29 protein-coding genes are annotated in these 25,174 nt (G+C 61.0%); 18 read left to right on the top strand and 11 right to left on the bottom strand.

From position 1 onward, the window contains the following. Positions 1 to 90: 90 nt before the first annotated feature. The gene (locus K7A42_RS00590; protein WP_034499551.1) at positions 91 to 1,323 is read left to right on the top strand and encodes an NnrS family protein; all 1,233 of its coding nucleotides are present in this window, start codon (positions 91 to 93) and stop codon (positions 1,321 to 1,323) included. Between the two features lie 85 nt (positions 1,324 to 1,408). On the opposite strand, the gene K7A42_RS00585 is transcribed toward K7A42_RS00590, so the two are convergent. The 8 genes from K7A42_RS00585 to K7A42_RS00550 all read right to left on the bottom strand — a co-directional run bounded on the left by K7A42_RS00585 (position 1,409) and on the right by K7A42_RS00550 (position 8,135). Continuing rightward, the gene (locus tag K7A42_RS00585; RefSeq protein WP_034499553.1) at positions 1,409 to 1,942 is read right to left on the bottom strand and encodes a DUF2249 domain-containing protein; all 534 of its coding nucleotides are present in this window, start codon (positions 1,940 to 1,942) and stop codon (positions 1,409 to 1,411) included. Between the two features lie 78 nt (positions 1,943 to 2,020). Beyond that, the gene (locus tag K7A42_RS00580) at positions 2,021 to 2,326 is read right to left on the bottom strand and encodes a DUF2249 domain-containing protein (RefSeq protein WP_034499555.1); all 306 of its coding nucleotides are present in this window, start codon (positions 2,324 to 2,326) and stop codon (positions 2,021 to 2,023) included. A gap of 143 nt (positions 2,327 to 2,469) precedes the next feature. Further along, on the bottom strand, positions 2,470 to 4,368 hold the full coding sequence (locus tag K7A42_RS00575) for a nitric oxide reductase activation protein NorD (RefSeq protein ID WP_282454655.1): 1,899 nt from the start codon (positions 4,366 to 4,368) through the stop codon (positions 2,470 to 2,472). 72 nt (positions 4,369 to 4,440) lie between these two features. Next, positions 4,441 to 5,253, bottom strand: a complete 813-nt coding sequence (locus K7A42_RS00570; protein ID WP_022557546.1) for a CbbQ/NirQ/NorQ/GpvN family protein — start codon at positions 5,251 to 5,253, stop codon at positions 4,441 to 4,443. Between the two features lie 64 nt (positions 5,254 to 5,317). After that, entirely contained in the window at positions 5,318 to 6,664 is a 1,347-nt protein-coding gene (locus K7A42_RS00565) for a nitric-oxide reductase large subunit (RefSeq protein WP_003585385.1), read from the bottom strand. Positions 6,665 to 6,688: 24 nt separating this feature from the next. Next, entirely contained in the window at positions 6,689 to 7,141 is a 453-nt protein-coding gene (locus K7A42_RS00560; protein WP_022557547.1) for a c-type cytochrome, read from the bottom strand. 165 nt (positions 7,142 to 7,306) lie between these two features. Further along, positions 7,307 to 7,597, bottom strand: a complete 291-nt coding sequence (locus K7A42_RS00555; RefSeq protein WP_034499560.1) for a hypothetical protein — start codon at positions 7,595 to 7,597, stop codon at positions 7,307 to 7,309. A gap of 4 nt (positions 7,598 to 7,601) precedes the next feature. Further along, positions 7,602 to 8,135, bottom strand: a complete 534-nt coding sequence (locus K7A42_RS00550) for a cytochrome c oxidase subunit 3 (RefSeq protein ID WP_045535130.1) — start codon at positions 8,133 to 8,135, stop codon at positions 7,602 to 7,604. Positions 8,136 to 8,272: 137 nt separating this feature from the next. Here K7A42_RS00550 and K7A42_RS00545 point away from each other — a divergent pair, with 137 nt between their 5' ends. Continuing rightward, positions 8,273 to 8,428: a hypothetical protein gene (locus K7A42_RS00545; protein ID WP_022557550.1), complete on the top strand. Its 156-nt coding sequence runs from the start codon at positions 8,273 to 8,275 to the stop codon at positions 8,426 to 8,428. Positions 8,429 to 8,440: 12 nt separating this feature from the next. Beyond that, positions 8,441 to 9,118, top strand: a complete 678-nt coding sequence (locus tag K7A42_RS00540; protein WP_022557551.1) for an NnrU family protein — start codon at positions 8,441 to 8,443, stop codon at positions 9,116 to 9,118. A 4-nt stretch (positions 9,119 to 9,122) separates the two neighbouring features. On the opposite strand, the gene K7A42_RS00535 is transcribed toward K7A42_RS00540, so the two are convergent. Genes K7A42_RS00535 through K7A42_RS00525 form a run of 3 tightly spaced genes read right to left on the bottom strand, consistent with a single transcriptional unit; the run spans position 9,123 to position 11,631 of the window. Further along, positions 9,123 to 9,713, bottom strand: coding sequence for a UbiX family flavin prenyltransferase (locus K7A42_RS00535; RefSeq protein WP_108081998.1), 591 nt, complete (start codon positions 9,711 to 9,713; stop codon positions 9,123 to 9,125). Beyond that, positions 9,710 to 11,224, bottom strand: coding sequence for a UbiD family decarboxylase (locus K7A42_RS00530; RefSeq protein WP_162699417.1), 1,515 nt, complete (start codon positions 11,222 to 11,224; stop codon positions 9,710 to 9,712). The genes K7A42_RS00535 and K7A42_RS00530 overlap by 4 nt, the downstream gene beginning before the upstream one ends. Before the next feature lie 56 nt (positions 11,225 to 11,280). Continuing rightward, positions 11,281 to 11,631 (bottom strand): DUF488 domain-containing protein, encoded by a 351-nt coding sequence (locus tag K7A42_RS00525; RefSeq protein WP_072495328.1) that lies wholly within the window; start codon positions 11,629 to 11,631, stop codon positions 11,281 to 11,283. 150 nt (positions 11,632 to 11,781) lie between these two features. On the opposite strand from K7A42_RS00525, the gene ubiT reads away from it, so the two are divergent. The 15 genes from ubiT to K7A42_RS00450 all read left to right on the top strand — a co-directional run bounded on the left by ubiT (position 11,782) and on the right by K7A42_RS00450 (position 24,158). Further along, the gene (ubiT, locus tag K7A42_RS00520; RefSeq protein ID WP_108082043.1) at positions 11,782 to 12,297 is read left to right on the top strand and encodes a ubiquinone anaerobic biosynthesis accessory factor UbiT; all 516 of its coding nucleotides are present in this window, start codon (positions 11,782 to 11,784) and stop codon (positions 12,295 to 12,297) included. Further along, positions 12,288 to 13,265, top strand: a complete 978-nt coding sequence (gene ubiU, locus K7A42_RS00515; RefSeq protein ID WP_045535119.1) for a ubiquinone anaerobic biosynthesis protein UbiU — start codon at positions 12,288 to 12,290, stop codon at positions 13,263 to 13,265. The genes ubiT and ubiU overlap by 10 nt, the downstream gene beginning before the upstream one ends. A 5-nt stretch (positions 13,266 to 13,270) precedes the next feature. Further along, positions 13,271 to 14,209: a ubiquinone anaerobic biosynthesis protein UbiV gene (gene ubiV, locus K7A42_RS00510; RefSeq protein ID WP_034499926.1), complete on the top strand. Its 939-nt coding sequence runs from the start codon at positions 13,271 to 13,273 to the stop codon at positions 14,207 to 14,209. Further along, entirely contained in the window at positions 14,206 to 14,589 is a 384-nt protein-coding gene (locus tag K7A42_RS00505) for a hypothetical protein (RefSeq protein WP_022557558.1), read from the top strand. Before ubiV ends, K7A42_RS00505 begins: the two co-directional genes overlap by 4 nt. Positions 14,590 to 14,736: 147 nt before the next feature. Further along, positions 14,737 to 15,723 (top strand): ABC transporter substrate-binding protein, encoded by a 987-nt coding sequence (locus K7A42_RS00500; protein WP_034499571.1) that lies wholly within the window; start codon positions 14,737 to 14,739, stop codon positions 15,721 to 15,723. Positions 15,724 to 15,728: 5 nt separating this feature from the next. Beyond that, positions 15,729 to 16,538 (top strand): ABC transporter permease, encoded by an 810-nt coding sequence (locus tag K7A42_RS00495; RefSeq protein WP_022557560.1) that lies wholly within the window; start codon positions 15,729 to 15,731, stop codon positions 16,536 to 16,538. Further along, complete coding sequence (locus K7A42_RS00490; RefSeq protein ID WP_034499575.1) at positions 16,535 to 17,287, top strand: ATP-binding cassette domain-containing protein; 753 nt, start codon at positions 16,535 to 16,537, stop codon at positions 17,285 to 17,287. The genes K7A42_RS00495 and K7A42_RS00490 overlap by 4 nt, the downstream gene beginning before the upstream one ends. Further along, positions 17,284 to 18,471: an NnrS family protein gene (locus tag K7A42_RS00485; protein WP_108081997.1), complete on the top strand. Its 1,188-nt coding sequence runs from the start codon at positions 17,284 to 17,286 to the stop codon at positions 18,469 to 18,471. Before K7A42_RS00490 ends, K7A42_RS00485 begins: the two co-directional genes overlap by 4 nt. 181 nt (positions 18,472 to 18,652) lie before the next feature. Further along, positions 18,653 to 18,838 carry a periplasmic nitrate reductase, NapE protein gene (napE, locus tag K7A42_RS00480; protein WP_022557563.1) on the top strand — a complete coding sequence of 62 codons (186 nt, stop codon included), beginning with the start codon at positions 18,653 to 18,655 and terminating at the stop codon, positions 18,836 to 18,838. A gap of 7 nt (positions 18,839 to 18,845) precedes the next feature. Further along, positions 18,846 to 19,346 (top strand): ferredoxin-type protein NapF, encoded by a 501-nt coding sequence (locus K7A42_RS00475; protein WP_034499579.1) that lies wholly within the window; start codon positions 18,846 to 18,848, stop codon positions 19,344 to 19,346. After that, positions 19,339 to 19,626: a chaperone NapD gene (locus K7A42_RS00470; protein ID WP_064263844.1), complete on the top strand. Its 288-nt coding sequence runs from the start codon at positions 19,339 to 19,341 to the stop codon at positions 19,624 to 19,626. Before K7A42_RS00475 ends, K7A42_RS00470 begins: the two co-directional genes overlap by 8 nt. Then, positions 19,601 to 22,105, top strand: a complete 2,505-nt coding sequence (gene napA, locus K7A42_RS00465; protein WP_112767067.1) for a periplasmic nitrate reductase subunit alpha — start codon at positions 19,601 to 19,603, stop codon at positions 22,103 to 22,105. The genes K7A42_RS00470 and napA overlap by 26 nt, the downstream gene beginning before the upstream one ends. Beyond that, a complete protein-coding gene (locus K7A42_RS00460) occupies positions 22,075 to 22,566 on the top strand; it encodes a nitrate reductase cytochrome c-type subunit (protein ID WP_034499927.1) in 492 nt (163 codons plus the stop codon). The genes napA and K7A42_RS00460 overlap by 31 nt, the downstream gene beginning before the upstream one ends. Continuing rightward, complete coding sequence (locus K7A42_RS00455) at positions 22,563 to 23,264, top strand: cytochrome c3 family protein (RefSeq protein WP_077986030.1); 702 nt, start codon at positions 22,563 to 22,565, stop codon at positions 23,262 to 23,264. Before K7A42_RS00460 ends, K7A42_RS00455 begins: the two co-directional genes overlap by 4 nt. A 651-nt stretch (positions 23,265 to 23,915) precedes the next feature. Then, positions 23,916 to 24,158, top strand: a complete 243-nt coding sequence (locus K7A42_RS00450) for a hypothetical protein (RefSeq protein ID WP_108081995.1) — start codon at positions 23,916 to 23,918, stop codon at positions 24,156 to 24,158. The last annotated feature ends 1,016 nt before the right edge of the window (positions 24,159 to 25,174 follow it).

Below are 25,174 nucleotides of genomic sequence, written 5' to 3'. Positions count from 1 at the left end.
GACGGGTAGCACCGCCTCTTTGCCCGTTCGCAAAGAAGCCTGACGGGCTTGGGTCTAGACATATGTCAAGACCAAGCAAGGAGCATTATAATGAGTGGCAGCCAACCCGTTCCCACCAAAGGACGTAGCCGGCCAAAGGGCGGCATTCCAAGGGGGCTGGCACGCAGCGGCCCGGTTATCTTCTCCTACGGCTTCCGGCCGTTTTTTCTCGGTGGCGCCCTCTGGGCCATCGTGGCGATGGTGTTGTGGATCGCAGCACTTTCCGGCTTCATCGACCTTGGCGGAGATTATGGCGCGCCGAACTGGCATGCCCATGAGATGCTGTTCGGTTTCGCTTCAGCGGTGCTGGCCGGCTTTCTCTTGACGGCTGTGCCCAACTGGACGGGGCGGCTGCCCGTATCGGGCAAACCGCTGGTCTGGCTGTTTGCGCTGTGGTGCGCGGGCCGGATCTTGCTGCTGGTGCCAGGCAAGGTAGGTGTGGTCACCGCCGCAACCGTTGACGGACTTTTCCTGCCGGCACTTCTCACGATCTGCGCGCGCGAGGTCATTGCAGGGCGCAAGTGGAAGGACCTCAAAGTGCTGGGTGGGCTATTGGCGCTTTCCATTGCCAATATCGTTTTCCATTTGGCGGCGATTGAAGGCGACCTGAGCCAGACGGCGACCCGTCTTGCCGTCTCAGCCTACACCGTGCTCGTCATTATCGTCGGCGGCCGGATCGTGCCGAGTTTCACTCGCAACTGGCTGAACCGTTTCGGCCGCACGGATTTTCCTGTGCCCTATAACGGCTTCGACACCGCCGCCATCCTCACCGGCATTGCGGCGCTGGCCACCTGGACAATGGAACCCGAGAGCATGCTGGCCGTGATAACGGCGCTTCTGGCGGCTTTCATGCATGCGATGCGGCTCATCCGCTGGCGCGGCTGGACGACATGGCCGGACCAGGTGCTGGTGGTGCTGCATGCGGCCTATGCCTTCATCCCCGCCGGTTTCATCGCCATCGCGCTGGCGGCTCTCGATGTCATGGATACACGCTCGGTCCTGCATGTCTTCACCGTCGGCGTCATCGGCTGCATGATGCTTGCGGTGATGACCAGAGCGAGTCTCGGCCATACCGGACGAAAGCTCGCGGCTAGCAAAGTTACTATTGCCGCTTATGTGGCGCTGATCGCCTGCGCACTGCTGAGGCCGGCAGCCGAGTTCTTCCCCGGCGCGATGATGCGTCTCTACGCCTGCTCGGCGCTTCTCTGGATCGTGGGTTTCGGTCTGTTCTGCTTCGAGTACGGGCCGATCCTGATGCGCGAGCGCAAACCGCTCAAAGCCTAGAAGGCCTGCTTGCCATACCGCCAAAACAAAACGCCCCGGAAGCAATTTCAGGGGCGTTTCGTTTTCCGGGAGTTTGACTTCTGGTTTAATGCGCGCCGGCACCGGCGCGGATGAAGATGCGAAACGCCGTGCGCGCCTCGTCGAAATTTCCGGCCCATTGATGACCCCGGGCCAGTAGCTCCGGGTAGAGGAAGGTCGGTTCCTGCGGCATCAGCAAGAAGATCACGGAACCTAGGGGAAGACTGTCAAGTGTGGCAAGCGTACGGGTCGTTTGACCCTCGGTCGCCTCATCGCTCAGATCGAGATAGACGACCGGGTCGGGCCATATCTGCGGCTCCTCCGCGTTGCCCGCAAGCGCGGGCGACACGGAAATCTGCTCGGCTTCACTGGATCGCGGCGTGAACAGCACCTCCCAGTCGCCGCCGCCGATTTCCCGAACCTGATGGTTGAAACCGCGTTCGGCCATCACCTTGAACAGTGGACTGGGCCGGAAGGTGGCGTATAATCGCAGCGCCTCACCGGGCGCAAGCCCTGCCACGGCTTCCATGATGGCCGGAAAAGGCTCGCCGCCGCTCAGCAAGAGCGGCCGGACATCGAGTTCCCTGATCATTTCCGTCATTGCATCACCTCATCTGTCGGCTGGCGGCGGCAGGGGCCGTCCGCCAGAGGAATTTTCACCATGCCGCAGGCGCTGGGCTCAATGTTCGGATCCGCAGCAGCATTCGCAGCCGGAGATATCGTCTTCCGAACCTTCGGCCTGTTCTTCCAGGCGGCCGATATCGAGGCGCCAGACGTCCGGACCCTGTTCGAGATATTCCCAGCCGAACTGGCCAGGGAAATTGGTGGCCAGCTGGTAAAGCAGCGGACGGGGATCGTGATCGCTGGTGATCTGTAGCGATTGCCCCTCGGTCAACGCGCCGAGCGCACCGAAAATGCGCGGATGACGTTCGCGATGCGGAATGATGCGCACATCGATATTGGTTGCGGTATGAGCTTCGGACATAGGCTGGCTCCACGGCCGCGGATGGAATGATGCCCGGCGGTGCGGCCGGCCGGCGGACTGGAAAAACCTATCCGCCGTGCGGTTGGGAGACATTGTCGCCGCGCAAACAAACCTGAGATTCGTCAGGTCCGTCTGCGCGACAATCAGCCGGCAAGGCTGCGATAGATTGCCGGCAGCGCCGATGGAAGCTTGGCGATCCTGTTGACGATGGCATAACCGTTCTGGCCGAACATGGCCGGAATATAGGATTGCGCCTTGCTGTCGACGGTCACGCCGAAGACACTGACGCCCGAGCGCCGCGCCTCGGAAACCGCACGACGGCTGTCCTCGATGGCGAAGCGGCCTTCATAGTGGTCGACATCGTTCGGTTTCCCGTCTGTCAGCAGCAGAAGCAGCTTGCGGCGCTCCGGCCTCTCATGCAGCTTGGCGCTGGCGTGGCGGATGGCGGGGCCGATGCGGGTATAGAAGCCGGGCTTCAGCGCCGCAATGCGCCGCTCGACAGCGTGGCCCATTGGCTCCTCGAAATCCTTCACCGTTTCCACCCGCACCCAGGAACGGCGGCGGGAGGTGAAGGTCAGGATGGAGTGACTGTCACCACAGGCGGAAAGCCCGTGCGCCAGCACCAGCAGGGCTTCCTTTTCCACATCGAGAACCCGGCGATTGTCGAACCAGGCATCGGTGGACAAGGACACATCGACGAGGATCGTTACGGCGAGATCATGCGCCTGCGGGCGACTGGCCATATGAATGCGGTCGCTGCCCTGTCCGCCGGCGGTGATATCGCTTCTGGCGCGCACCACCGCGTCAAGATCGAGATCATTTCCGTCAAGCTGGGCGCGCAGCATCTCGTGGCGTGGCCGCAGCACCTCGAATTGCCGCCTGACTCGGCGGATGAGGCTTTTGGTGTCCGGGTCGGGTTCCGGTGCCGTCTTGGCGTCCTTCGCCGGACCGGCGATCACCCGGCAATGATCGGAGAGATAGGTACCGCTGCGATAATCCCATTCGGGATAGGTGAGCTCTGCCCTCAGCGCGGTGTGGTTCAGCGCTTCGGGCGGCAGGTCCAGATCGAAGCGGAAGCGGGCGGAAGGCCGTCCCTTTCTCTCGCCCAGCGTCATATCATCCAGCTCGTCGGCTGCGCTGCCGTCGGCATCGTCGCTGTCGTCAACGGGGCGGTCGACATTGACCATCTCCGCCATGGCGAGGATTTTTTCGAAACGATTGAGGATGAAGGGGCTGCGTTCGGTCTGGCGGTTCTCAGTTTTTTCGCGCACGGCGATATGGCGGGCGGTCTCCGCCCCCTGCGGCGCGGCGCTCGTTGCCGGTTGGTCCTTGCCCTGCCGGGCTTCGGATGTCTCGCGCAGCAGCGTATCCGGCCACAGCGGCACCGGCAGCATCGGCAGGTAGCGTGGCGGCGCTTTGGCCAGAAAGCCGGCGGGTGGCTCATGTCCCTCGATCCCTGCCGCATCGGCCAGCATGGAAAGCACCCGTTGTTCCACCTGCTGTTCGGCCTGCGGCAGTGGCCGCTTTTGCCGCACCGCGAGCATGGCGGCGCATAGCCGGCGATAGCGGGTCTTCATGCCGGGAAAAGTACGGGTTACGGTCTTGGCCAGCTCCGCGGCGCGGTCGAGCCGGGCAAGATCGTTGCGCAGCGGATCGGCAGCCACGACCGGTTTAAGCGGCATCATCGCCATGGCGGCGGCGAGCCAGAGATAAAGATCGCGGTTGAGGCACCGGTCGGGAAACAGATCGAGCATCGGCGGCAGCATCAGCGTGGCATGATCGCGTCCGGGTTGGGCGAGCTTCTCTTCGCCAAGGCCCATGCGCTGGCGCAGCCTCAACCGGTGGCTGGAAGTGCGCGCGCGGGCGGGAGCGATCTGCACCGCGTGTTCACCGCCAAAACCGCGGAAACAAATGGCCAGCACGGCCTGCATATCTTCCAGCTTCACGGCGTGATCCGGAAAGCGCAACCATGTACCGGTATCGCCGATCAGCCTGTGCCAGGCGCGGCCGACGGTTTCTTCCAGTTCCAGAAAGTCCAGCATGGTTTATCCTCATGGCATCAGGCCGGAATGCGAGGGCCTCGCCGCGCATTCCGATACGGATAAAAATGCGCCCTATCGAATGATCGCATCCGCGACTTCATGCAGCGCGGCCTTCACGTCAGGCTCGTCGGTCAGCGGCTCGATCATCGCCGCGCGCACGGCCTGACGGGCGGGAAGGCCGGTATCGATGAGGCTGGCGCAATAAACGAGCAGGCGGGTGGAGACGCCTTCTTCCAGATCGTGACCTTTCAGGCCGCGCAACCGGTGGGCGAGATCGACGAGCGGCTCGACGTCGCGCGCATCAAGCCCGCTTTCATGCGAAACGACGGCAATCTCCTGCTCCTTCGGCAAAAAATCGAATTCAATGGCGACGAAGCGCTGGCGGGTGCTGGGTTTCAGGCTTTTCAGCAGGTTCTGGTAGCCGGGATTGTAGGATACGACGAGCATGAAACCCGAGGGCGCTTCCAGCACCTCGCCGGTGCGCTCCAGCGGCAGGATACGACGGTCGTCGGTGAGCGGATGCAGCACAACGGCCACATCCTTGCGCGCTTCCACAATCTCGTCGAGGTAACATATGCCGCCCTGACGCACGGATCGTGTCAGCGGGCCGTCCATCCACACGGTTTCACCGCCTTTCAGCAGGTAACGACCGGTCAGATCGGCGGCGGCAAGATCGTCGTGACATGAAACGGTCGAAAGCGGCAGGCCGAGTTTCGCCGCCATATGGCTGACGAAACGGGTCTTGCCGCAACCTGTCGGGCCTTTCAGCAGCAGCGGCAATTGCCGCACCCAGGCGCTTTCGAACAGCGTGCATTCATTGCCAAGCGGTGTATAGAACGGCGTGTCCGGCAAAGGCTGCGGCGGGGGGCGGAAAATCGTATTCATGGTCATCTCCATGGTTGGTGGTAAGGACCGGCTCTCCGGGGGAAAAGGAGAGCCGGTCCGTTTCTCATTCGGCGGGCTGCACGAGGCGGGCGACGTCGCCCTGTTTCTGCTTGCCCGGCACCAGGACTGCCCAGATGAACATGACCGCCGAAATGAGAACTGCGAAACCGGAGCCGAGACGGATCCAGTAGAAGATCGCCAGCTGGTCCTGCACATCCATGAAGCTTTCGCCCATGACGCGCTGAAGCTGGATCTGCACCACGCCGGCAAAGGTCAGCGCGAAGGTCATGACCGACATGGCCGTGCACATCACCCAGAAGCTCGTCATCGAAAGCCACTGGTTGTAGGGCGCGCGTTTCTTCATTTCGGGGATGGCGTAGGCCATCATCGCAAGGTTCAGCATCACATAGGCGCCGAAGAAGGCGAGGTGGCCATGCGCGGCGGTAAGCTGCGTGCCGTGGCTGTAATAGTTCACTGAAGACAACGTGTGCAGGAAACCCCAGACGCCGGCGCCGAAGAAGGCCATGACCGAGCAGCCGATCGACCACAGAAGCGCTGCGCGGTTCTCATGCTTGCGGCCGGCCTTCCAGGTCATAACGAAGGTGAAGATGACCATGGTGAAGAAGGGGGCCACTTCCAGCGTCGAGAACAGCGAACCGATCCACTGCCAGTAACCTGGCGCGCCGATCCAGTAATAATGGTGGCCGGTGCCGAGAATGCCCGAAAAGAGGGCAAGGCCGACGATGACATAGAGCCATTTTTCCACCACTTCGCGGTCGATGCCGTTGAGCTTGATCATCAGGAAGGCGAGGATTGACGCCATGATCAGTTCCCACACGCCTTCCACCCACAGATGGATGACGTACCACCAGTACATCTTGTCGAGCGCCAGGTTCATGGGGTTGTAGAAGGCGAAGAGGAAGAAGATCGCCAGACCCCAGAGTCCGAAGAGCAGGATGTTGATGACGGTGGTTTTGCGGCCCTTCAGCGCTGTCATGGTGATGTTGAACAGGAACATCAGGACGACAAGCACGATGCCGACCTTGATCGCAAAGGGCTGTTCGAGGAACTCGCGGCCTTCGTGGATACGGAACATATATCCGACCACGGCAACGGCTGCGGCCACCAGAAAGATCCAGAACTGCGCGATGGCGAGCTTGGGGCTGTAAAGCTCCGTTTCCGTCTCTTCCGGCAGCAGGTAGAAGGTCGAGCCCATGAAGCCCATCAACAGCCACACGACCAGCGCATTGGTGTGGATCATGCGCACGATGTTGAAGGGCAGAAGCTCTGAAAGCGTATTGGGAAGCACGTAGATCGTCGCGGCGACGACGCCGAACAGGATCTGCGCCACGAACAACCCGATTGCGCCGTAAAAATACAGCATGGCGACTTTTTGCGTCTGGTATTTCATCTCGTCATCTCCTTGCCGTCAGCCTCAGCCCGCATCGTTCGGCGGCCAGTTCTGCGTCTTGATCCGGCTCGTCCATTCGAGGAAGTCGACGAGATCATCCAGTTCCTGTTCGGTGAGATTGAATTGCGGCATCTGGCGCCGGCCCTCGATGCCGGTGGGCTGGGCTGCCATCCAGGCCTTGATGGAATCGCGCGCCGCATCCTTGTCGTCCACGCCGCCATAGCGCTTCCAGACATTGCCGAGTTCGGGCGCGAAATAGGCGCCTTCGCCGAGCAGCGTGTGACAGTTGATGCAGGAATTTTTCTCCCACACATGTTTGCCGCGTGCGACGCTTTCGGTCAGCGTGCTTTCATCCGTCGAGGTGGTGCGCATGTAATAATGGCTATGGGCGGTCAGCCCGACGAATATGGCGAAGAAGAAGATGGAGCCGCCGTAAAAGACGTTTCGCGCTCCTGTTTTGGTCAGGCGTTCTGCCATGCCAATGGTCCTTTCCATCCGGAAGACCGCTTATGCGGACTGGCTTGATCGAACCCTCTTGCCGGAATTTGCCGGCAGCTTCGGGTCTCGCCCCTTTCTAGCCGCTGGCCGCCGGCGTTCTTTGCCATTTGGCAAACAAGTGCAGAGGTGATGTGGTCCGCCTTTTCAGAGCGACAAAATGCCCTGCAGGAGCGCCCGCAGCAGGGCTGCGGCGGCAAAGATGGCCGGCCATGCCAGAAGTGCTGTCCGCAGCAGGCCACGCTCTTCGCGAAAGCCGAGAAAGTCGTCGATGACGCGTCTGGATTTTAGGAGCGCGAAAAGCAGCATCAGGCAAGCGGCGGCGACCGGTGGCAGAAGCGCCGCTTTCCACGATGTCACGACGGCCGTACCGGCGAGAACGAGAATGGCGAGTGCTGCAAAACTTCTTGCAAGCTGGTGGGAGGTGCGGTGGATCATGATGTCAAACCAGATAAATAACGGGAAAAATGACGATCCAGACGAGATCGATGACATGCCACAGCGTCGTCACCAGCGTGACGTTCTCGTTTTTCGGGAAGACTGCGACGAGAAACAGCAGCACGGCCACGAAGACGACATGCAGCAGATGGAAGCCGGTGAGCAGAAAATAGAGCTCGAAGAAAGCGCCATAGGCGGGATCGGAGGCGAATGCGATTTCGGTGGAGTATTCATAGAGTTTTACGCCGACGAAAACGAAGCCCAGCAGGCCGGCAAGCGCGAGCGCCCGCCTTCTGCCCGCCAGCGCGGTGGGGCGACTGGCCGCAACGGCCGCCTGCCAGCCGCTCGCCAGCAAAATCAGCGTATTGAGGCCGGCAAGTTGTGGCTGCAGATGCTGGCGCGCGGCGGCAAATGCATCGGGATTGAGGGTGAAGGCAATGATGAAGGCGCCGGTCAGCGCGCCGAAAGCGGCAAGTTCGCTCCAGACCAGAATCCACAAAAGCAGGTTTCCGCTTTCCTCTTCCGTATTGATCGCCATGGTCTTGTCCGTAATGGTAAAACAGCAAGCCACGCTTAGGCGTCCTCAAACCCCGCTTCTTTGCGGTCGGTCAAAGAAGGGAGCGTGCAAAGTCCTATTGTCATGACAAAGCGCAACTCTGGAAAATGGAGCTTCCCATGAACGACGCGCAGGTCGGGCTGATTGTCGCAACCCCTATTATCGTTGGCTTTGCGGTGCTGTTGTACCGTATGGGTGTGTTGCAGCGCATGGGTGCGGTTTCCGCCGTGCTTGCCTCCGTGGCCATTGCTTCGGTGCTGTTCCTGAACCAGTAAGAAGGCAGTCACATGCTTGAACTTGTCGCCGCTCTTTCGCTTTTCGTGGCGCTGCATTCCATTCCCGCCGTACCTGCCGTGCGCGGCCGGCTGATTGCGGCTATCGGCAGGCCCGCCTATTTCGGGAGTTATTCCGTCGTCTCGCTTCTGACGCTGGGCTGGGTATTTTATGCCGCGCTGTCGGTCGATTATATTCCGCTTTGGGATGTCGCGCCTTGGCAGGCGCATGTCACGTTTCTCGCTGCTCCAATTGGCCTGTTTTTCGTGCTGGCCGGCCTCCTCAGCGTCAATCCGCTTTCCATTTCCGTGCGGCAGGGAGATATACCTGGGGCAATCGTGCGCATCACGCGGCACCCGGTACTCGTCGGCTTTCTGTTCTGGTCGTTGGGGCATGTCGTTCCGAATGGCGATCTGCGCTCCGTCATCCTGTTCGGCGGCTTTGCACTGTTTTCGCTTGGCGGGATGGCCATGACGGAAAAACGCGCGCGGAAAAGACTGGGTAATGCATGGAGCGCGGCGGCTGCTAAAAATGCAACGATCCCTTTCGCAGCAATGCTTTCCGGCAAAACGCGCCTTGCCGTGGACGGGCCGATGCTGCTCGCCGCGGCGCTGACAGGATTGACGGTGTGGTGGCTGCTGGCCGGCGGCCATGTCATGCTTTTCGGCGCGGACCCCATGGCCTATCTCTGATCGTTCAGCGCGCCTTCACCATATGCGGCCGCCATATCGGCGCCTGCGGCGCGGGCGTGATACCGAGCTGATCGATGGCGCGGGCGGCGAGCTGATCGACAATATCGAAGACGCGTTGCGGCCGGTTGTAAAAGGCCGGCACCGGCGGCATGACGATCGCACCTGCCTCCGTCACCGTGCACATGTTGCGCAGATGGATGAGATGCAGCGGCGTCTCGCGCGTCATCAGCACAAGTTTCCGGCGTTCCTTCAGATGCACATCGGCGGCGCGGGTGAGAAGATTGTCCGAAAACCCGGTTGCAATGGCCGTAAGTGTGCGCATGGAGCAGGGCGCAACGATCATGCCTTTGGTCGGAAAGGAGCCGCTGGCAATTGCCGCGCCGATATCATCGACGGCGTGGTTGACGCTGGCGAGCGACAACATGCGCCCCATGGCTTGCGCACCTTCCTCATGCAGCACGGTACGCTTGGCGGATTGCGACAGGACGAGATGGATTTCGACGCTTTCCATCGCGGCGAGGCGCTCGACGATCCGCAACGAAATGCCGGCACCCGAGGCGCCGGTGACGCCAACCACGACGCGGCACGGGGTCATGGCCGTTCTCCTAGGCCAAGATCACGCCACATCAGATCCACTTTCGCGATCACGTCAGGCGTCATCGACAGCACACGGCCCCATTCGCGCTCCGTTTCCGGCGGCAGCTTGCGGGTGGCGTCCAGCCCCATCTTGCCGCCGAGCCCGGGTTTCGGCGAGGCGAAGTCGAGATAATCGATAGGCGTATCGTTTATGATCATCGTATCGCGCGAGGCGTCGAAACGGGTTGAGAGCGCCCAGATGACATCTGCCCAGTTGCGCACATCAATGTCGGGATCGACCAGAATGATGAGCTTCACATAGCTGAACTGCGGCAGCATCGACCAGAGGCCCATCATCACCCGCTTTGCCTGACCGGGATAACGCTTGTCGATGGAAGCGACCATGACGCGGTAGGAACAGGCGTCCGGCGGCATCCACAGATCGACAATTTCCGCAAACTGCTTTTTCACGAGCGGCAGGAAAATGTCGAGCATGGCTTCGCCGAGAACCGAAGGCTCATCCGGCGGCCGGCCGGTATAGGTGGAAAGATAGATCGGATCGCGGCGCATGGTGATTGCCGAGAGCGTCATGACCGGGAAGGATTCGACCGAATTATAATAGCCGGTATGGTCGCCATAGGGACCTTCGAGCGCCTTTTCCGTTACTGAGACGGTCCCTTCCAGTACGATTTCGGCATTGGCGGGCACCGGCATCGGCACGGTCAAGGCTCTGGCAATGCGGCTTTTCGAGCCGCGCAGCAGGCCGGAGAAGCCAAGCTCGCTGATATGGTCGGGAAGCGGCATGACGGCGGCGAGAATGGTGGCGGGATCGGCACCGATGGCGACGGTAACGGGCATATCCAGCCCGCGCGCTCGCCACAGCCGGTGGTGATGCGCGCCGCCGCGATGCGCCAGCCAGCGTATAATCACCCTGTCCGGGCCCAGCACCTGCATGCGATAGATGCCGACATTGATATCATCGGGATCGTCAGGCGAACGGGTGATGACCAGCGGCCAGGTGACGAGCGGGGCCGGTTCGCCCGGCCAGCACCATTGCACCGGCAGGCGGGCGAGGTCGACAGCATCGCCCGTCAGCACCCTTTCCTGCACCGGCGCGCGTGAGACGTTGCGTGTCCGCATCGAAAGTGCGGCTTTCAGCAAATGCAGCTTACCCCATGCCTCGGCCATGGATTTCGGTGGTCGCGGCTCGCGTAATTCGGCGAGCTTTTGTCCAAGTGCGGGCAGGCCGCCGGTCTCAAGCCCCAGCCCCCACTCGATACGTTGCCGCGTGCCGAAAAGATTGGCAAGCAGCGGCATGTCCCGCACCTTTGCCTCATGGTCGACGGGTTGCTCGAAAAGCAGCGCCGGCCCGCCATCGGCGAGCACGCGGCGGTGGATTTCGGTGATTTCGTGCACCAGCGAGACCGGCTGGCGAATTCGCCGCAGCTGCCCGCGTTCTTCCAGCAACCGGGCGAAACTGCGCAGATCGGCTGCGTGGGCGGGTTTAGTTTCTGTTTTCTCGTCTCTCATGCCGCCTGTTTGCCGATGGCAGTGCGGCATGTCCTTGCGCTGCCGCAAATGCGGCTTCAATGCGAACGAAGATAGTCGGCGAGAACCAGGGCGTGGTTATGTTCGATATCATGGGCGGCATAAAGCAGCGTGACGCGGCCTTTCGCCATCAGCTCCTTCATGTGCGCCACGGCATCGGGATTGGCCGAGAGTTCCTTATGATAATGCCGGGTAAATTCCTCAAAGCGAGACGGCATATGGGAGAAGTTCTTGCGCAATTCGTTGCTGGGCGCGATGTCCTTCATCCACAGGGAAAGCTTTGCCTTTTCCTTGCTCATGCCGCGCGGCCAGAGCCGGTCCACCAGAATGCGCGCGCCGTCATCGTCGCTGGCGGGTTCGTAAATCCGTTTGACCCTTAAATCGGACACGGGCGGCCTCCGTCGCTTGGCAAGTGAATGAATTATAGCGGCTTTTGTGAAGGCGCACCCGAAAATTTCCCTGTCTTTGCGTTCGCTCAAACCGCCACCCCGCGCGCTGCGGTTAAGTTGCCGCCCGCAACTGAGCCGACAGGACCTTTCATGAGATCTTTTCCCGCCGCCATCGCCCGCCCCCTGAATTTCCTACCCCTTGCCGTGGTGCAGCGAGCGACGGCGGCGATGCTGGCACAGATCATGAAGCGGCATCCGGATATGTTCGTCCGGCTCGGTGAACATCGTGGCAAGCGCTACGCCTTTCTGCCCGTCGATCTCCCCTTCGCCTTCATGGTCGAGCCGGCAGGTCCCGCCATCACCGTCAGCCGCAAGGCTCGCTTGGCCAAGGCGGATGCGGCGGTCGAGGGACCGCTTTTCATGCTGCTTGCGCTGATGGAGGGGCGGCAGGATGCCGATGCGCTGTTCTTTTCGCGTGATCTCAGCGTCACCGGCGACATGGAGGCGATGCTGGCGCTGCGCAATGCGCTCGATGACAGCGGCATCGATCTGCCGCGCGATCTCGGTGCATTTGCTGGACCTTTCGCGCCAATGGTAACGGGCCTTGCGAACCGCCTGCGCGGCCATGTTCTATCCGAAACGCGGGGAGGCGAGGCATGGAACTGATCTGTCCTGCGGGAACGCCTGCCGCCTTCCGCGAGGCCGTGGATGCCGGGGCGGATGCGGTCTATTGCGGTTTTCGGGATGAAACCAATGCCCGCAATTTCCCCGGCCTTAATTTTTCCCGCGAGGAACTTGCCGAGGCCATCGTTTACGCAAAAAAGCGCGGTGTACAGACCTTCGTGGCGCTCAACACCTTCATGCGTGCTGGCAATGAGGATATCTGGTATCGCGGCGCGGCCGATGCCGTGAAGGCGGGGGCGGACGCACTTATCCTTGCCGATTTCGGCCTGATGGCGCATGTGGCGGAACATCATCCGCAGCAGCGTATCCACGTCTCCGTGCAGGCCTCCGCCTCCAATGCGGATGCGGTGAATTTCCTCGTCGATGCCTTCGGCGCGAAACGCGTGGTGCTACCGCGCACCCTGACTATCCCCGACATCGCCCGGTTGGCGCGGCAAATCCGCTGCGAGATCGAAATTTTCGTGTTCGGCGGTCTCTGCGTCATGGCGGAGGGGCGCTGCTCGCTGTCATCTTACGCCACAGGCAAGTCACCCAACATGAACGGCGTCTGTTCGCCGGCAAGCCACGTCCGCTACCGGCAGGACGGGCAGGCGCTGGTGTCGGAACTTGGCGATTACACCATCAACCGTTTTCCGGCCGGCGAGGCGGCGGGTTACCCCACGCTGTGCAAGGGCCGTTTCGAGATCGCCGATGACAGGTCCTATGCCTTTGAGGATCCGGTGTCGCTTGATGTGATGGACCAGATCGATGCCTTGCGCGAGGCGGGCGTCAGCGCACTGAAGATCGAGGGCCGCCAGCGCGGCAAGGCCTATGTGGCGGAAGTGGTTTCCACCCTGCACCGGGCGCTGGCCGCTAGCGCCGAAGAACGGGGACGGCTGCTCTCGCGCCTGCGGCTCCTAAGCGAAGGCCAGCGCACCACCGTCGGCGCTTATGAGAAACGCTGGAGATGACGGCGATGGCAAAACCCGCAAAAACCACATTGGCGCTCGGCCCGGTCCTCTATCTCTGGCAGGGGGAGAAATGGCGAGATTTCTATTTCCGCATCGCCGATGAAGCGCCCGTCAGCCATGTTTATCTCGGTGAAACCGTCTGCTCCAAACGGTTTCATTTCACCGAGCCGCATCTGGCAGAGGTGATCGAGCGGCTGGAGAGTGCCGGAAAACAGGTGATCCTCTCGACGCTTTCGCTGGTGACGCTGGAGCGGGAAAGCCGCCACCTGCGCAGTCTGATCGCCGACAGTCCCTATCCGGTCGAGGCGAACGATCTTTCCGCGCTCGGCATGCTGCACGGCACCCCGCATGTCGTCGGGCCGATGGTGAATGTCTATAATGCCGCGACCGCGCGGTTGCTGTCGTCTCGCGGCGCGAGCGCCATCTGCCTGCCGCCGGAACTGCCGATGACCTCGGTGGAGCGCATCGTGGCGCAGACGCCTGATGTGGACTTCGAGATCTTCGCCTTCGGCCGCCTGCCGCTCGCCATTTCGGCGCGCTGCGCCCATGCCCGCGCCAAGGGCAATATCAAGGATAATTGCCAGTTCGTCTGCGGCGACGATCCGGATGGATTGCCAGTACGCACGCTTGACCGGCAGTCGTTTCTGGCGCTGAACGGCGTACAGACGGTGTCGCATACCTGCCAGTCGCTGCTTGGCGAATTGCAGGACCTAGCCGCCGCCGGCATTTCCCGCTTCCGGCTGTCGCCGCAGGACTGCGACATGGTTGCGGTGGCGCAAATCCATCACGACGTTCTGGCCGGCAGGCGGGAGGCGGAAGACGGTCTTGCACGTCTCGGGCAAATCTACCCGGACGTGCCCTTTTCCAATGGTTTCCACCACGGGCAGGAAGGGGCGGCCTGGATCGCCCGTGCCCGCAACACGGCGCATGGGGTGAATGCATGACGACGAACGGGCAAAGCGAGCAAAAGCTACCCGCAGCGGCACCGGGCGGAGCGGATATCGCGGCGGCAATCCATCTGGTGCGCGATATTGTCTTGCAGAGCGCGCTTGATTGCAGCTGCCGCGACAGGGTGCACGAGGCGCTGCGCGAACTCGAGGATTTCGAGCGCCAGCGCAATATCGTCAAGCTTCTTGCCGCCGCCCGTGAGGAGCGTCGCAAGATCGCGCTCCTTACCGAGATGCTCTGCGATTTCGCCGAAGACGACACGGTGGATGAAGGCGTGGTTGAAACCGCAAGCCTGATGTTTCTCGATATCGCCGCCGCCGCTCAGGAGGGCTCGCGGCTCCTGCGGGACGCGCTCTCACTCAAGAAGGGTGAATAATCCCTGTTTTCGGCTCTGTTTGATCCTGCGCAAAGAGCGGGCGCTTGCAAAATGTCATTTCCGGGGTGGCGACGCGCCGGGACCGGAAAACGGTCTGAGCGGGCGTCACGCGCATCAGGGCGCTTCCGGCGCGAAAGGATCAGGACCATGGCCCATCATTTCACCCGTCGTCAGGCTCTTTCGGCCTTTTCCGCGCTCGCGGTGGCGACACTAGCCGCACCGCATGTCGCGAAGGCGGAAGCGCCGCTCACCTTTTATGGCCCTCCGGCCGCGCCCTCCGCCGTGCTGGCCCATGCGGTAAAGGGCGGGTTCCTGAAGGATGTCGCACCCGGAGCATTCTTCAAAGCCTGGAAAACACCGGATGAAATGCGCGCCGCCGTTGCCTCCGGCTCCATGGGGGCGGTGGTGATGCCGAGCTACGGCGCCGCCAATCTCCATAATCGCGGTCTCGGCCTCGGGCTGTTGAACGTGCTGACCACGGGCCTGCTCTATATCGTTTCGAAAGACGAGACGCTGAACTCCCTTAAAAGCCTTTCCGGCAAGACGCTCGCTTTGCCGTTCAAGAATGATATGCCCGATTTCGTGCTGCATCGCCTCGTTGCCGAAAACGGCTTGAAGTCCGGCGACATCAAGCTGGAATATGCCGCCTCGCCGCCGGAAGCTGTGCAATTGCTGCTGACGGGCAGGGTGGATGCGGCGCTGCTCAGCGAACCGGCCGCAACCGCTGTGCTGATCAAGGCGAAGTCGTTTTTCATGACCGTCCATCGCACCATTGATATTCAGCGGGAATGGGCGAAGGTGGCCGGCAAGGCTGAAATTCCGCAGGCTGGCCTCGCCTTGACATCGCTGGTCCAGCAAAAGCTTGGCAAGTCCGGCATAGAGGCTCTACAGGCCGCCATGGAGACGGCGCTTGCCAGCGCTATGGCCGATCCGAAGGCGGCGGCCGCTGCGGCCGCTGATGCCTTGGGTTTCCCGCCTGACATCATCGCGGCCTCCTTCCCGACAAGTCATCTATGCGCCCTTAAGGCGAGCGCTGCGCGCGCCGATCTCGAGGCGTTTTACGATGAACTTGCCAAGGCAGACCCGGCAATCATCGGCGGCCGGCGGCCGGATGAAGGGTTTTATCTGGTGTAGCAGGCATGAACCGCGTTCTCGAAAGTCTTGGTTGGATGGGCCGCTATCTCTGGGCGGGCTGGGCCGGGCTCTCAGGCATTTTCTGTTTTCTCGCCGCCTGGCAGGCCGGGCACGAGATTTATGGCTCCTTCATCCTGCCTTCGCCGGGGGAGACCTTCGCGGCAATGGGGCTTTTGGCGGCGCGGCCCGATTTCCTCGCTATCCTGGCGCAGAGCGCCGTCAGGGCCCTGACCGGCTTCGGTATCGCCGCCGGCATCGGCACGGTAGCGGGCGTGCTGGCGGGTTATTCCTTCGCGGCCATGCGGTTGATGAAGCCTGTCGTCACCGTTCTACTCGGCGTGCCGCCCATCGGCTGGATCGTGCTGGCGCTCATTTGGTTCGGCTCGTCCGGCGGCACGGCTGTCATGACCGTCATTATCGCCTCGGCTCCCGTGTCCTTTGCCGGCGCGCTGGAAGGTGTCGCCAAGCGGGACCGTCAGCTGGAGGTGATGGCGCAGGCCTTCGGCGGTCCGTGGTTTTACCGGCTGCGCACCGTCACCATGCCGCATGTTCTCTCCTACCTCTTCCCGGCTTGGACGACGACGGCGGGAAGCGCGTGGAAAGTAACCGTCATGGCCGAGCTCCTTTCGAATTCCGGCGGCATTGGCGGCGAACTGGCCACCGCACGCGCGCTGTTCGACATTGCGCAGGTCAGCGCCTGGCTCACCATCACGGTCGGCCTTGCACTGTTGACCGATTACGGCCTGCTGCATCTGTTGCGCGAGGTGCTGGAACGCTGGCGCGCCGCCGGACTGCCATGGGGTGTCAAACGATGAGCGACCGTTCCATCCTGCGTTTCGAACATGTCGGCCACGCCTTTCTCGGCCGCAGCCTGTTCGAGAATTTCGATCTCGGCATAGCGCCGGGGGAAACCGTGGCGCTGCTCGGCCCCTCCGGCAGCGGCAAGACGACGATTTTACAGATCGCGGCTGGTATCATCGATCCTGTTCGCGGCCGCGTGCACCGCCATTATCGCCGGCAGGGTCTGGTGTTTCAGGAGCCGAGGCTGCTGCCGTGGATGACGCTTATCGACAATATTGCCTACGGCCTTGCGGCGGCCGGCTTGCCGAGACGGGAGCGGCGCGAAAGGGCGGGCCTTTTTGCGCTGGAGGTCGGTCTGGAGGTGGCTGATTTCGGCAAATATCCGGTGGAACTCTCCGGCGGCATGCGCCAGCGCGCCGGCGTGGCGCGGGCGCTCGCCGTGGAGCCGGACATGCTGTTTCTGGATGAGCCCTTCAGCGCCGTCGATGTCGGCCTGCGCCGTCATTTGCAGGAGCTTCTGGTGGGCGCCGCCCGTCGGCGCGGTTTTTCCACCCTTCTCGTCACCCATGATCTTCATGAGGCGTTGCTGGTTGCCGACAGGCTGATCGTGCTCTCCGGCGTCGATGGCCGAGTCATTGCCGCGCATAAGCCCGCGGGTTCGCCGGGCCGGCGCATGGCGCGTACGGTTTTCGACGAAGCGGAACGCCTGTCCGAGAGCCCGGCCTTCGCCGAATTGTTTTCAGCAAGGGAGCGGGTGCGATGAGGCAGCCCCCCATCCTTTCCGAAGCCCTGCGGCTGTTTTTCCCTCTGGCCGCACTGCATGGTGCGGGCTGGCCCCTCCTGTGGATCGTCATCGGTGGTTATGCCCTGCCTTTCGCCGATGCGGTGCCTGCATCGCAATGGCACGCCCATGAAATGATCTACGGCACCTATGGCATGGCGCTTGCCGGTTTCCTTGGCTCGGCGGTGCCGGAATGGACGGATACGAAGCCGGCGCAGGGACGAACGCTGCTTCATCTCGCCGGTCTCTGGTTGCCGGGCCGCCTTATCGGCTTTCTCGGGATGGAGGCAGGGAGCCTGTTTGCAGGTTTTTTCGATCTCGCCTTTCTGCTCGCGCTCTCTGTTCTCATCGCCAGGGCGATGCTGGCGCGGCGCACGATGAAACACCTGGCGTTCCTTATCTGGCTTCTTCTGTTTACGGCGGCTGAAGCCGGTGTGCGTTATGCCTGGTGGAGCGGCGATCTCGAACTTGCATCCCGCATGCTGGAGGCGGCGCTGTGCATTTTCACCGTGCTGTTTTCGCTTTCCGCCGCACGTATCAATGTGGTCGTCATCAATCTGGCGCTCGATCCCGGCGGCGAGACCACGCCTTACCGGCCGCATCCCGGCCGCCAGCATATGGCAGGTGCCATGGTGACGCTTTACATGGCGGCGAAACTTTTCTTTCCGCAGAGCGATGTCTGCGCCTGGCTTTCGCTTGCGGCCGGCGCCGCCTTTTTCGACCGGCTGGCCGAATGGTTCATCGGGCGTGCCGTCTTTAAGACCGAGGTGCTGTTGCTCGGCCTCGGCAACGCCTTTGCGGGCGTGGGTTTTCTGGCGCTCGGCGCGATACGGCTCGGTTTTTCCGTTACGCCCGCCGCAGGGCTGCATCTGCTCTCGGTCGGGGCGCTTGGATGCGCCATCATGGCCGTCTTCATCATTGCCGGGCTGCGGCATACGGGCCGCAATCTGACGCATCTTCCATGGCAGGCGCATGTGGCCGCCCTTTTGATGGCGATGGCCGGGCTGGTCCGCATCCTCCCGGAATTCGACTTTGCCGCAACATTGTCTCCCTATCACCATGGCCTCAGCGCCGTTTTGTGGGCGGTGAGCTTCGGGGTCTGGTTGCAGAGTTTCCTGCCCTTCATGCGCGCGCCTGGCATGGACGATGCAGGAGCCTGCGGATGAGAGCGAGACACTGTTTGCCCGTCTAATGTTTATTTTTTGAGCAGAAGCACAATGCGAAATCAGTGATTTAGGCGAGCCGTCTTGATGAATGTTAATTTTGATAAATAATCAATGAAATCAAGTGGTTGAATATTTCTGTCTTTTGGGGGATGATGACTCGAAACGAATAGGAAACGCGAATATGCCTAAAATAGTCGCGCCTCAACACGCAGATGAAAAGCCAGGTCGGACGAGGGAACTTGTGACCTTCGCCGTTCTGGCCTTCGGAATCTGGCCCATTCTGGCGGTCGGATTTGTTGGAGCCTATGGCTTTATCGTCTGGATGTTCCAGATCATTTACGGCCCGCCGGGGCCGCCCGGACATTGAGGGCGAGATGATGATGGAAGTCTCTCTCAGCCGGCGCGATTTCCTGCGCGGCGGGCAAAAAAATAGACCACGCATCTGCCCCCCCGGGGTCGCGTTGAGCGACCTCGCCGCGTGCAGCGGTTGCGCAAAATGCGTCGAGGCCTGTCCTACCGGCATCATCGCCATGGCGGACGGTTTGCCTTGCGTGGATTTCTCCGCCGGGGAATGCACCTTTTGCGGCAAATGTGCTGAGGCCTGTCCCGAGCCGGTCTTTGCTGCCCCCACGGCACAGCGCTTCGGTCACGTCACGGCGATCGGTGAGGGGTGTCTCGCCTTCGGCAATATCGATTGTCAGGCCTGCCGCGATGCCTGTCCGACCGAGGCCATCCGGTTTCGGCCCCGGCGCGGCGGCCCCTTCGTTCCGGAACTGCTGGAAGATGCCTGCACCGGCTGCGGGGCCTGCGTGTCCGTCTGCCCGGCCGGCGTGATCGAGATCAAAGATAGAGCCACGGAGATGCAATATGCCTGAAAATACAGGCCGGTATCATGTTTCAAGCGCCGTGGTGGCGGTGATGCCGCAGATGCGGGACGCCGTGCTGGCAACGCTTTTTACGCTCGACAATGTCGAGGTTCATGGCGAGGGCAACGGCAAGATCGTCATTGTCATAGACGGCACGAGCACCGGCATGCTGGGCGATACGCTCACTTATATTTCGACGCTCGACGGTGTGATTGCCGCCAACATGGTTTTCGAACACGTCGATACAGAGGAGACAAGCGGCGATGAGCAGCGAACTGACGCGGCGTGATCTATTGAAGGCCCATGCCGCCGGCATTGCGGCGGCAACGGCGGGCATTGCGCTGCCGGCCGCCGGCCAGCCGGTGCCAGGCGGGGTTTCCGCATTGCAGATCAAGTGGTCCAAGGCGCCCTGTCGTTTCTGCGGCACGGGCTGCGGCGTCATGGTCGGCGTCAAGGAAGGCAAGGTCGTCGCCACCCATGGCGACATGCAGGCGGAGGTCAATCGCGGCCTCAACTGCATCAAGGGCTATTTCCTGTCCAAGATCATGTATGGCAAGGACCGGCTGCAAACTCCGCTTCTGCGCAAGAGAAACGGCGTCTACGCCAAGGATGGCGAGTTCGAGCCTGTGAGCTGGGACGAGGCCTTCGACGTCATGGCCACGCAGTGCAAGCGGGTGTTGAAGGAGAAGGGACCGACGGCCGTCGGCATGTTCGGCTCCGGCCAATGGACGATCTTCGAAGGTTACGCCGCAACCAAGCTGATGCGTGCCGGCTTCCGCTCCAACAATCTCGATCCTAATGCCCGTCACTGCATGGCGTCTGCTGCCTATGCCTTCATGCGCACCTTCGGCATGGACGAGCCGATGGGCTGTTACGATGATTTCGAACATGCCGATGCCTTCGTGCTCTGGGGTTCGAACATGGCGGAGATGCATCCCATTTTATGGACGCGCATTGCCGACCGGCGTCTGGGCTTCGACCATGTGAAGGTGGCAGTGCTTTCGACCTTCACCCATCGCAGCATGGACCTTGCCGATATTCCGATGGTCTTCAAGCCGGGCACGGATCTCGTCATCCTCAATTACATCGCCAACCACATCATCAAGACCGGACGCGTCAACGAAGACTTCGTGAGGAACCACACGAAATTCGTGCGCGGTGTCACCGATATCGGTTATGGCCTGCGGCCCGACAATCCGGTTGAGGTGAATGCCGCCAATTCCGCCGATCCAACCAAGACCGAAGCGATCGATTTCGAAACCTTCAAGGAATTCGTCTCCGAATACACGCTGGAAAAGACCGCGAGCATGACCGGCGTTGAAGCCGGTTTTCTGGAGGAGCTGGCCGAGCTTTATGCCGACCCGAAACGCAAGGTCATGTCGCTCTGGACCATGGGTTTCAACCAGCATGTTCGCGGCGTCTGGGCCAACCAGATGGTCTATAACATCCATCTGCTGACGGGTAAGATTTCCGAGCCGGGCAACAGCCCGTTCTCGCTCACCGGCCAGCCCTCGGCCTGCGGCACGGCGCGTGAGGTAGGAACCTTCGCCCACCGCCTGCCTGCCGACATGACGGTGACCAACCCCGAGCACCGCAAACATGCCGAAGAAATCTGGCGCATCCCGCACGGCATCATCCCGGAAAAGCCGGGTTACCACGCCGTCCAGCAGGACCGCATGCTGCATGACGGCAAGCTGAATTTCTACTGGGTGCAGGTCAATAACAACGTACAGGCAGGTCCCAACACCAAGAACGAGACCTATCAGGGCTATCGTAACCCGGAAAACTTCATCGTTGTTTCCGATGCCTATCCGACCATCACGGCTATGAGTGCCGACCTCATCCTGCCCGCCGCCATGTGGGTGGAAAAGGAGGGAGCCTATGGCAATGCCGAGCGGCGCACCCATGTCTGGCACCAGCTTGTCGAGGCCTCGGGTGAGGCGCGTTCCGATCTCTGGCAGCTGGTGGAATTCTCCAAGCGCTTCACCACGGATGAGGTGTGGCCGGCGGAGATACTGGAAGCCAATCCCGCCTATCGCGGAAAGACGCTGTACGAGGTGCTCTTCAAGGACAGTGATGTCGGCAAGTTCCCGCTGAGCGAGATCAACGCTGAATACGAAAACCAGGAAGCAAAACACTTCGGATTCTATCTCCAGAAGGGTCTCTTTGAGGAATATGCCGCCTTCGGGCGGGGCCACGGCCATGATCTGGCGCCCTATGATGCCTATCACGAGGTGCGCGGCATGCGCTGGCCGGTGGTGGACGGCAAGGAAACGCTGTGGCGTTACCGAGAGGGTTACGACCCTTATGTAAAGCCGGGCGAGGGCGTGAAATTCTACGGCAACAAGGACGGCAAGGCGGTCATCATTGCCGTGCCTTACGAACCGCCGGCGGAATCCCCGGATGCGGAATTCGATACCTGGCTGGTGACGGGCCGCGTGCTGGAGCACTGGCATTCCGGTTCCATGACCATGCGTGTGCCGGAACTCTACAAGGCGTTCCCGGGCGCCCGCTGTTTCATGAATGCCGACGATGCGCGAAAGCGCGGCCTCAATCAGGGCGCGGAAATCCGCATCGTGTCGCGTCGCGGCGAAATACGTTCCCGGGTGGAGACGCGCGGCCGCAACCGCATGCCGCCAGGCGTCATCTTCGTTCCCTGGTTCGATGCCAGCCAGCTCATCAACAAGGTCACGCTCGACGCAACCGATCCCATCTCCAAGCAGACGGATTTCAAGAAATGCGCAGTCAAGATAGAGCCAGTCGCATGATCAGGAAACACGGATGGATCGCCGCCACGCTTCTGGTCGTGGCGTTGGCGACGGGGGCCGTTGCGCAGATGGTGCCGGAATTGTCCGGCCCGCGCGGTGACGCCATGCAGACCGAACCCGCCAAACCCCTGCCGAAATGGGTGGTCGACGATTTTAGACGCATGCGCGCTTACCCGGAGCAGCCGCCGGTCATCCCGCATTCGATCGACGGTTACCAGCTTTCGGTCAATGCCAACCGCTGTCTTTCCTGTCACAAACGCGAGTTCACGCAGGATTCCGGCGCGCCGATGATCAGCGTCACCCACTATATGACGCGCGAAGGCCAGATGCTGGCGGACGTCTCGCCGCGCCGTTATTTCTGCACCGCCTGCCATGTCCCGCAGGCTGATACCCGACCGCTTGTGCCCAGCACGTTTGAGGACATGAGCACGATGGGCGTCAAACCGGCGGGTAGCGAATGATGATTACCCGTGTGAAGAAATTTCTCGCCTGGCTATGGGCGGTTCTGACAACGCCGGCTGGCACGCTTAGCCTCGCCTTCCTGACGCTAGGCGGCTTCGTCGGTGGCGTGATGTTCTGGGGCGCCTTTAACACCGCGCTCGAGATGACCAACAAGGAAGCCTTCTGCATTTCCTGCCACGAGATGCGTGCCAATGTTTATGAGGAGCTCACTCGAACGGTGCATTTCTCCAACCGTTCCGGCGTGCGCGCCTCCTGTCCCGATTGCCACGTGCCGCATGAATGGACCGACAAGATCGCCCGCAAAATGCAGGCTTCCAAGGAAGTCTGGGGCAAGATTTTTGGCACAATCGACACCCGCAAGAAGTTTCTAGACAAGCGGCTAGAACTTGCCCAGCACGAATGGTCGCGCCTCAAGGCCAATGACAGTCTGGAATGCCGCAACTGCCACTCCTCCGTCGCCATGGACTTTACCAAACAGACACAGCGCGCCGCCGATATCCATTCCAAATATCTGCTGACGGGCAAGGCCACCTGCATCGACTGCCACAAGGGCATCGCCCATGAACTGCCGAACATGGAAGGCATCGACCCGGGTTGGAAAATGCCGCCGGCCCTCAACGATGAAACAGGACAGACGGCATCTGCGATCGATGATCTGCGGCGGGCGATGAGCGATGTGCACCGCAACGTATTCTAGAACACCCCCTGGTTCCAAAGAGAGCCTTCGATCGCCGCGCCGTCTGTGCGGGCGCCGAAGCCTATGAGGCAGCCGGGCCGTGCGGTCATGCGCGATCCGCTCGAACAGGACATCGGCGACGATCGTTAAACCGGAAATCCTCCGCAGGAAGGAAGCTGCGCGAAGGCCCGGAACCCATGCTGATCTGCTCGAGGTCGGGTGCAATCGTCTTGTAAAAATAACCGTCTTTCAGGAGGACGGTAGCGGCATTCGGCTCACCATCGAGGCGATATATCCGTAAAAATGATATCCAGCTCATGCGCAGGCGAGACCAGTTCGTTTTACCGGAGTTCTCACAAGCAAAATCGAGGGCAGTAACAACCATTTATCAGGGCATCGCTGATGAACACGGTTCTTCGCATGGAGTGACGCCGCTTTGCGTAAGGTCGGCGTGGGTGTTTGCTGAACAAGCACATGCGGTTCTCGAATTTTCGAAAGATACGGCAATCCATGAATTCCAACGCGTTTCCGCCAAGACTTGTCTGACGGAGCCCGGGTTAGCCCCACTTCGGAATTTTGCCATGGTGTTAACCATACATAAAATCGCCGCTCCAAGGTCTCTTCGGTTATGTTAACAGTTGGTGAAAATCGCGATCGAGTTGGACCAACGACGTGAGCTTTGTGCTGGAGAAACACTGGGATCGCCTCCTTAAGGAGATTGCAGCGTATGAAGTGGCGGTTCGAGAAATCGAAACCGACCTTCGACTTCGTGCTATGTCGAACGACGCCAGCGACAGGGAGTTGGCTCTCTTGCGGCGGCTGAAGCATGAAAAGGCCGATTTGCTTTATCGTTGCCAAAACCTCCGAGAAGCCTTCATCGCGTTGCTGGGTAAAAGCAGTATCGCGGCTGAATAGGTTCCGAGGTCGGAGTTGCGGGCTAGCTTTGGACCTACTTTTATCGATTTTGTCAGGCGTTCGTCGTCCCGGCTTTGGGGACGTGGCCCGAAGCTCGCACTGGGTCATCCCTACCAAGCTCTCCGGCTGGCCCTGGGCGGCTTGCAGTTTCCAAGTCGGCAACCATGCCGGTGCGATGCGGCGATGGGCTGAGGCTGGCAGCGTCTGCCCTGGAGGCTCGGCAGAACGCGCGCATAATTAATCCTGCCTCATGCAAACAGTCGCGAGACCTTCCCCATACCCGAGCCACCCTCCGCCTCGAGCCACCTGAGGATATGCCCGTGTTGCGAGCGTTTTCGTGGGAAGCTGTTCATCGTAGAGCAGCGCCTTATACACACATTTGCGTGCCGTCAGCGGTTGCAGGCAGCAGCAGCCGTCGTCCTGAGCGCGGTTCGATCAACACGATGCGTGCTCAGTCCGTTACTGGAGTGGGACGTTGACACCACAATCGTTGACGTGGATATCCACGATCAGACATTGCTGAATGTGTCGATTGCACTGGAGAACGTCAAAATGCCGTTCGTTTTCGCGAACCGGGCCAAATCGAACGACTGCGGTAAACTCTATGACCGGCGATAGCGCGGAACTTCGCAAATAGCCGACGCGCTTTTCGGTCCCCCCGGAACGCCGTCCGCTATCACTGACAGTCGCTCGACAATCGATCGTTGTCGGAAAGACGCTCAATGCCTGGGCGAGGACGAGCAGTGAATTCCCGCAAAGCGACACCTCGCAAAGTCGCGAGTAACTCTACATCGATCCTGGTGTCGTGATCGGCGCCCGGAAAATCCCGGATGACCTCGCCTATCGTTTTTTCAACAAGCCGGCTCTGCATCCGCTCGTCAGAGGTAAACCGCGCGGCCCAGCGAGAAAGGAGGCGTCGAAGTGGACATTCCTGGAAATCGGATGGTTTGAGCACGCAGCCGTCCTCCACACGATATAGGCGGGAGCACGTAGTAACCCTCAGGTGCCACCGCCTA

It is taken from the genome of Agrobacterium sp. InxBP2 (genome assembly GCF_026191755.1).
Lineage (GTDB): Bacteria > Pseudomonadota > Alphaproteobacteria > Rhizobiales > Rhizobiaceae > Agrobacterium > Agrobacterium pusense.
The sequence above is the reverse complement of the archived record's forward strand: the minus strand, read 5'-3'. Positions and strand labels throughout refer to the sequence as shown.

Coding starts and splice junctions, on each gene's coding strand:
- K7A42_RS00590 (WP_034499551.1), top strand. CDS start 91: ATGAGTGGCAGCCAACCCGTTCCCACCAAAGGACGTAGCCGGCCAAAG.
- K7A42_RS00585 (WP_034499553.1), bottom strand. CDS start 1,942: ATGACGGAAATGATCAGGGAACTCGATGTCCGGCCGCTCTTGCTGAGC.
- K7A42_RS00580 (WP_034499555.1), bottom strand. CDS start 2,326: ATGTCCGAAGCTCATACCGCAACCAATATCGATGTGCGCATCATTCCG.
- K7A42_RS00575 (WP_282454655.1), bottom strand. CDS start 4,368: ATGCTGGACTTTCTGGAACTGGAAGAAACCGTCGGCCGCGCCTGGCAC.
- K7A42_RS00570 (WP_022557546.1), bottom strand. CDS start 5,253: ATGAATACGATTTTCCGCCCCCCGCCGCAGCCTTTGCCGGACACGCCG.
- K7A42_RS00565 (WP_003585385.1), bottom strand. CDS start 6,664: ATGAAATACCAGACGCAAAAAGTCGCCATGCTGTATTTTTACGGCGCA.
- K7A42_RS00560 (WP_022557547.1), bottom strand. CDS start 7,141: ATGGCAGAACGCCTGACCAAAACAGGAGCGCGAAACGTCTTTTACGGC.
- K7A42_RS00555 (WP_034499560.1), bottom strand. CDS start 7,597: ATGATCCACCGCACCTCCCACCAGCTTGCAAGAAGTTTTGCAGCACTC.
- K7A42_RS00550 (WP_045535130.1), bottom strand. CDS start 8,135: ATGGCGATCAATACGGAAGAGGAAAGCGGAAACCTGCTTTTGTGGATT.
- K7A42_RS00545 (WP_022557550.1), top strand. CDS start 8,273: ATGAACGACGCGCAGGTCGGGCTGATTGTCGCAACCCCTATTATCGTT.
- K7A42_RS00540 (WP_022557551.1), top strand. CDS start 8,441: ATGCTTGAACTTGTCGCCGCTCTTTCGCTTTTCGTGGCGCTGCATTCC.
- K7A42_RS00535 (WP_108081998.1), bottom strand. CDS start 9,713: ATGACCCCGTGCCGCGTCGTGGTTGGCGTCACCGGCGCCTCGGGTGCC.
- K7A42_RS00530 (WP_162699417.1), bottom strand. CDS start 11,224: ATGAGAGACGAGAAAACAGAAACTAAACCCGCCCACGCAGCCGATCTG.
- ubiT (WP_108082043.1), top strand. CDS start 11,782: ATGAGATCTTTTCCCGCCGCCATCGCCCGCCCCCTGAATTTCCTACCC.
- ubiU (WP_045535119.1), top strand. CDS start 12,288: ATGGAACTGATCTGTCCTGCGGGAACGCCTGCCGCCTTCCGCGAGGCC.
- ubiV (WP_034499926.1), top strand. CDS start 13,271: ATGGCAAAACCCGCAAAAACCACATTGGCGCTCGGCCCGGTCCTCTAT.
- K7A42_RS00505 (WP_022557558.1), top strand. CDS start 14,206: ATGACGACGAACGGGCAAAGCGAGCAAAAGCTACCCGCAGCGGCACCG.
- K7A42_RS00500 (WP_034499571.1), top strand. CDS start 14,737: ATGGCCCATCATTTCACCCGTCGTCAGGCTCTTTCGGCCTTTTCCGCG.
- K7A42_RS00495 (WP_022557560.1), top strand. CDS start 15,729: ATGAACCGCGTTCTCGAAAGTCTTGGTTGGATGGGCCGCTATCTCTGG.
- K7A42_RS00490 (WP_034499575.1), top strand. CDS start 16,535: ATGAGCGACCGTTCCATCCTGCGTTTCGAACATGTCGGCCACGCCTTT.
- K7A42_RS00485 (WP_108081997.1), top strand. CDS start 17,284: ATGAGGCAGCCCCCCATCCTTTCCGAAGCCCTGCGGCTGTTTTTCCCT.
- napE (WP_022557563.1), top strand. CDS start 18,653: ATGCCTAAAATAGTCGCGCCTCAACACGCAGATGAAAAGCCAGGTCGG.
- K7A42_RS00475 (WP_034499579.1), top strand. CDS start 18,846: ATGATGATGGAAGTCTCTCTCAGCCGGCGCGATTTCCTGCGCGGCGGG.
- K7A42_RS00470 (WP_064263844.1), top strand. CDS start 19,339: ATGCCTGAAAATACAGGCCGGTATCATGTTTCAAGCGCCGTGGTGGCG.
- napA (WP_112767067.1), top strand. CDS start 19,601: ATGAGCAGCGAACTGACGCGGCGTGATCTATTGAAGGCCCATGCCGCC.
- K7A42_RS00460 (WP_034499927.1), top strand. CDS start 22,075: ATGCGCAGTCAAGATAGAGCCAGTCGCATGATCAGGAAACACGGATGG.
- K7A42_RS00455 (WP_077986030.1), top strand. CDS start 22,563: ATGATGATTACCCGTGTGAAGAAATTTCTCGCCTGGCTATGGGCGGTT.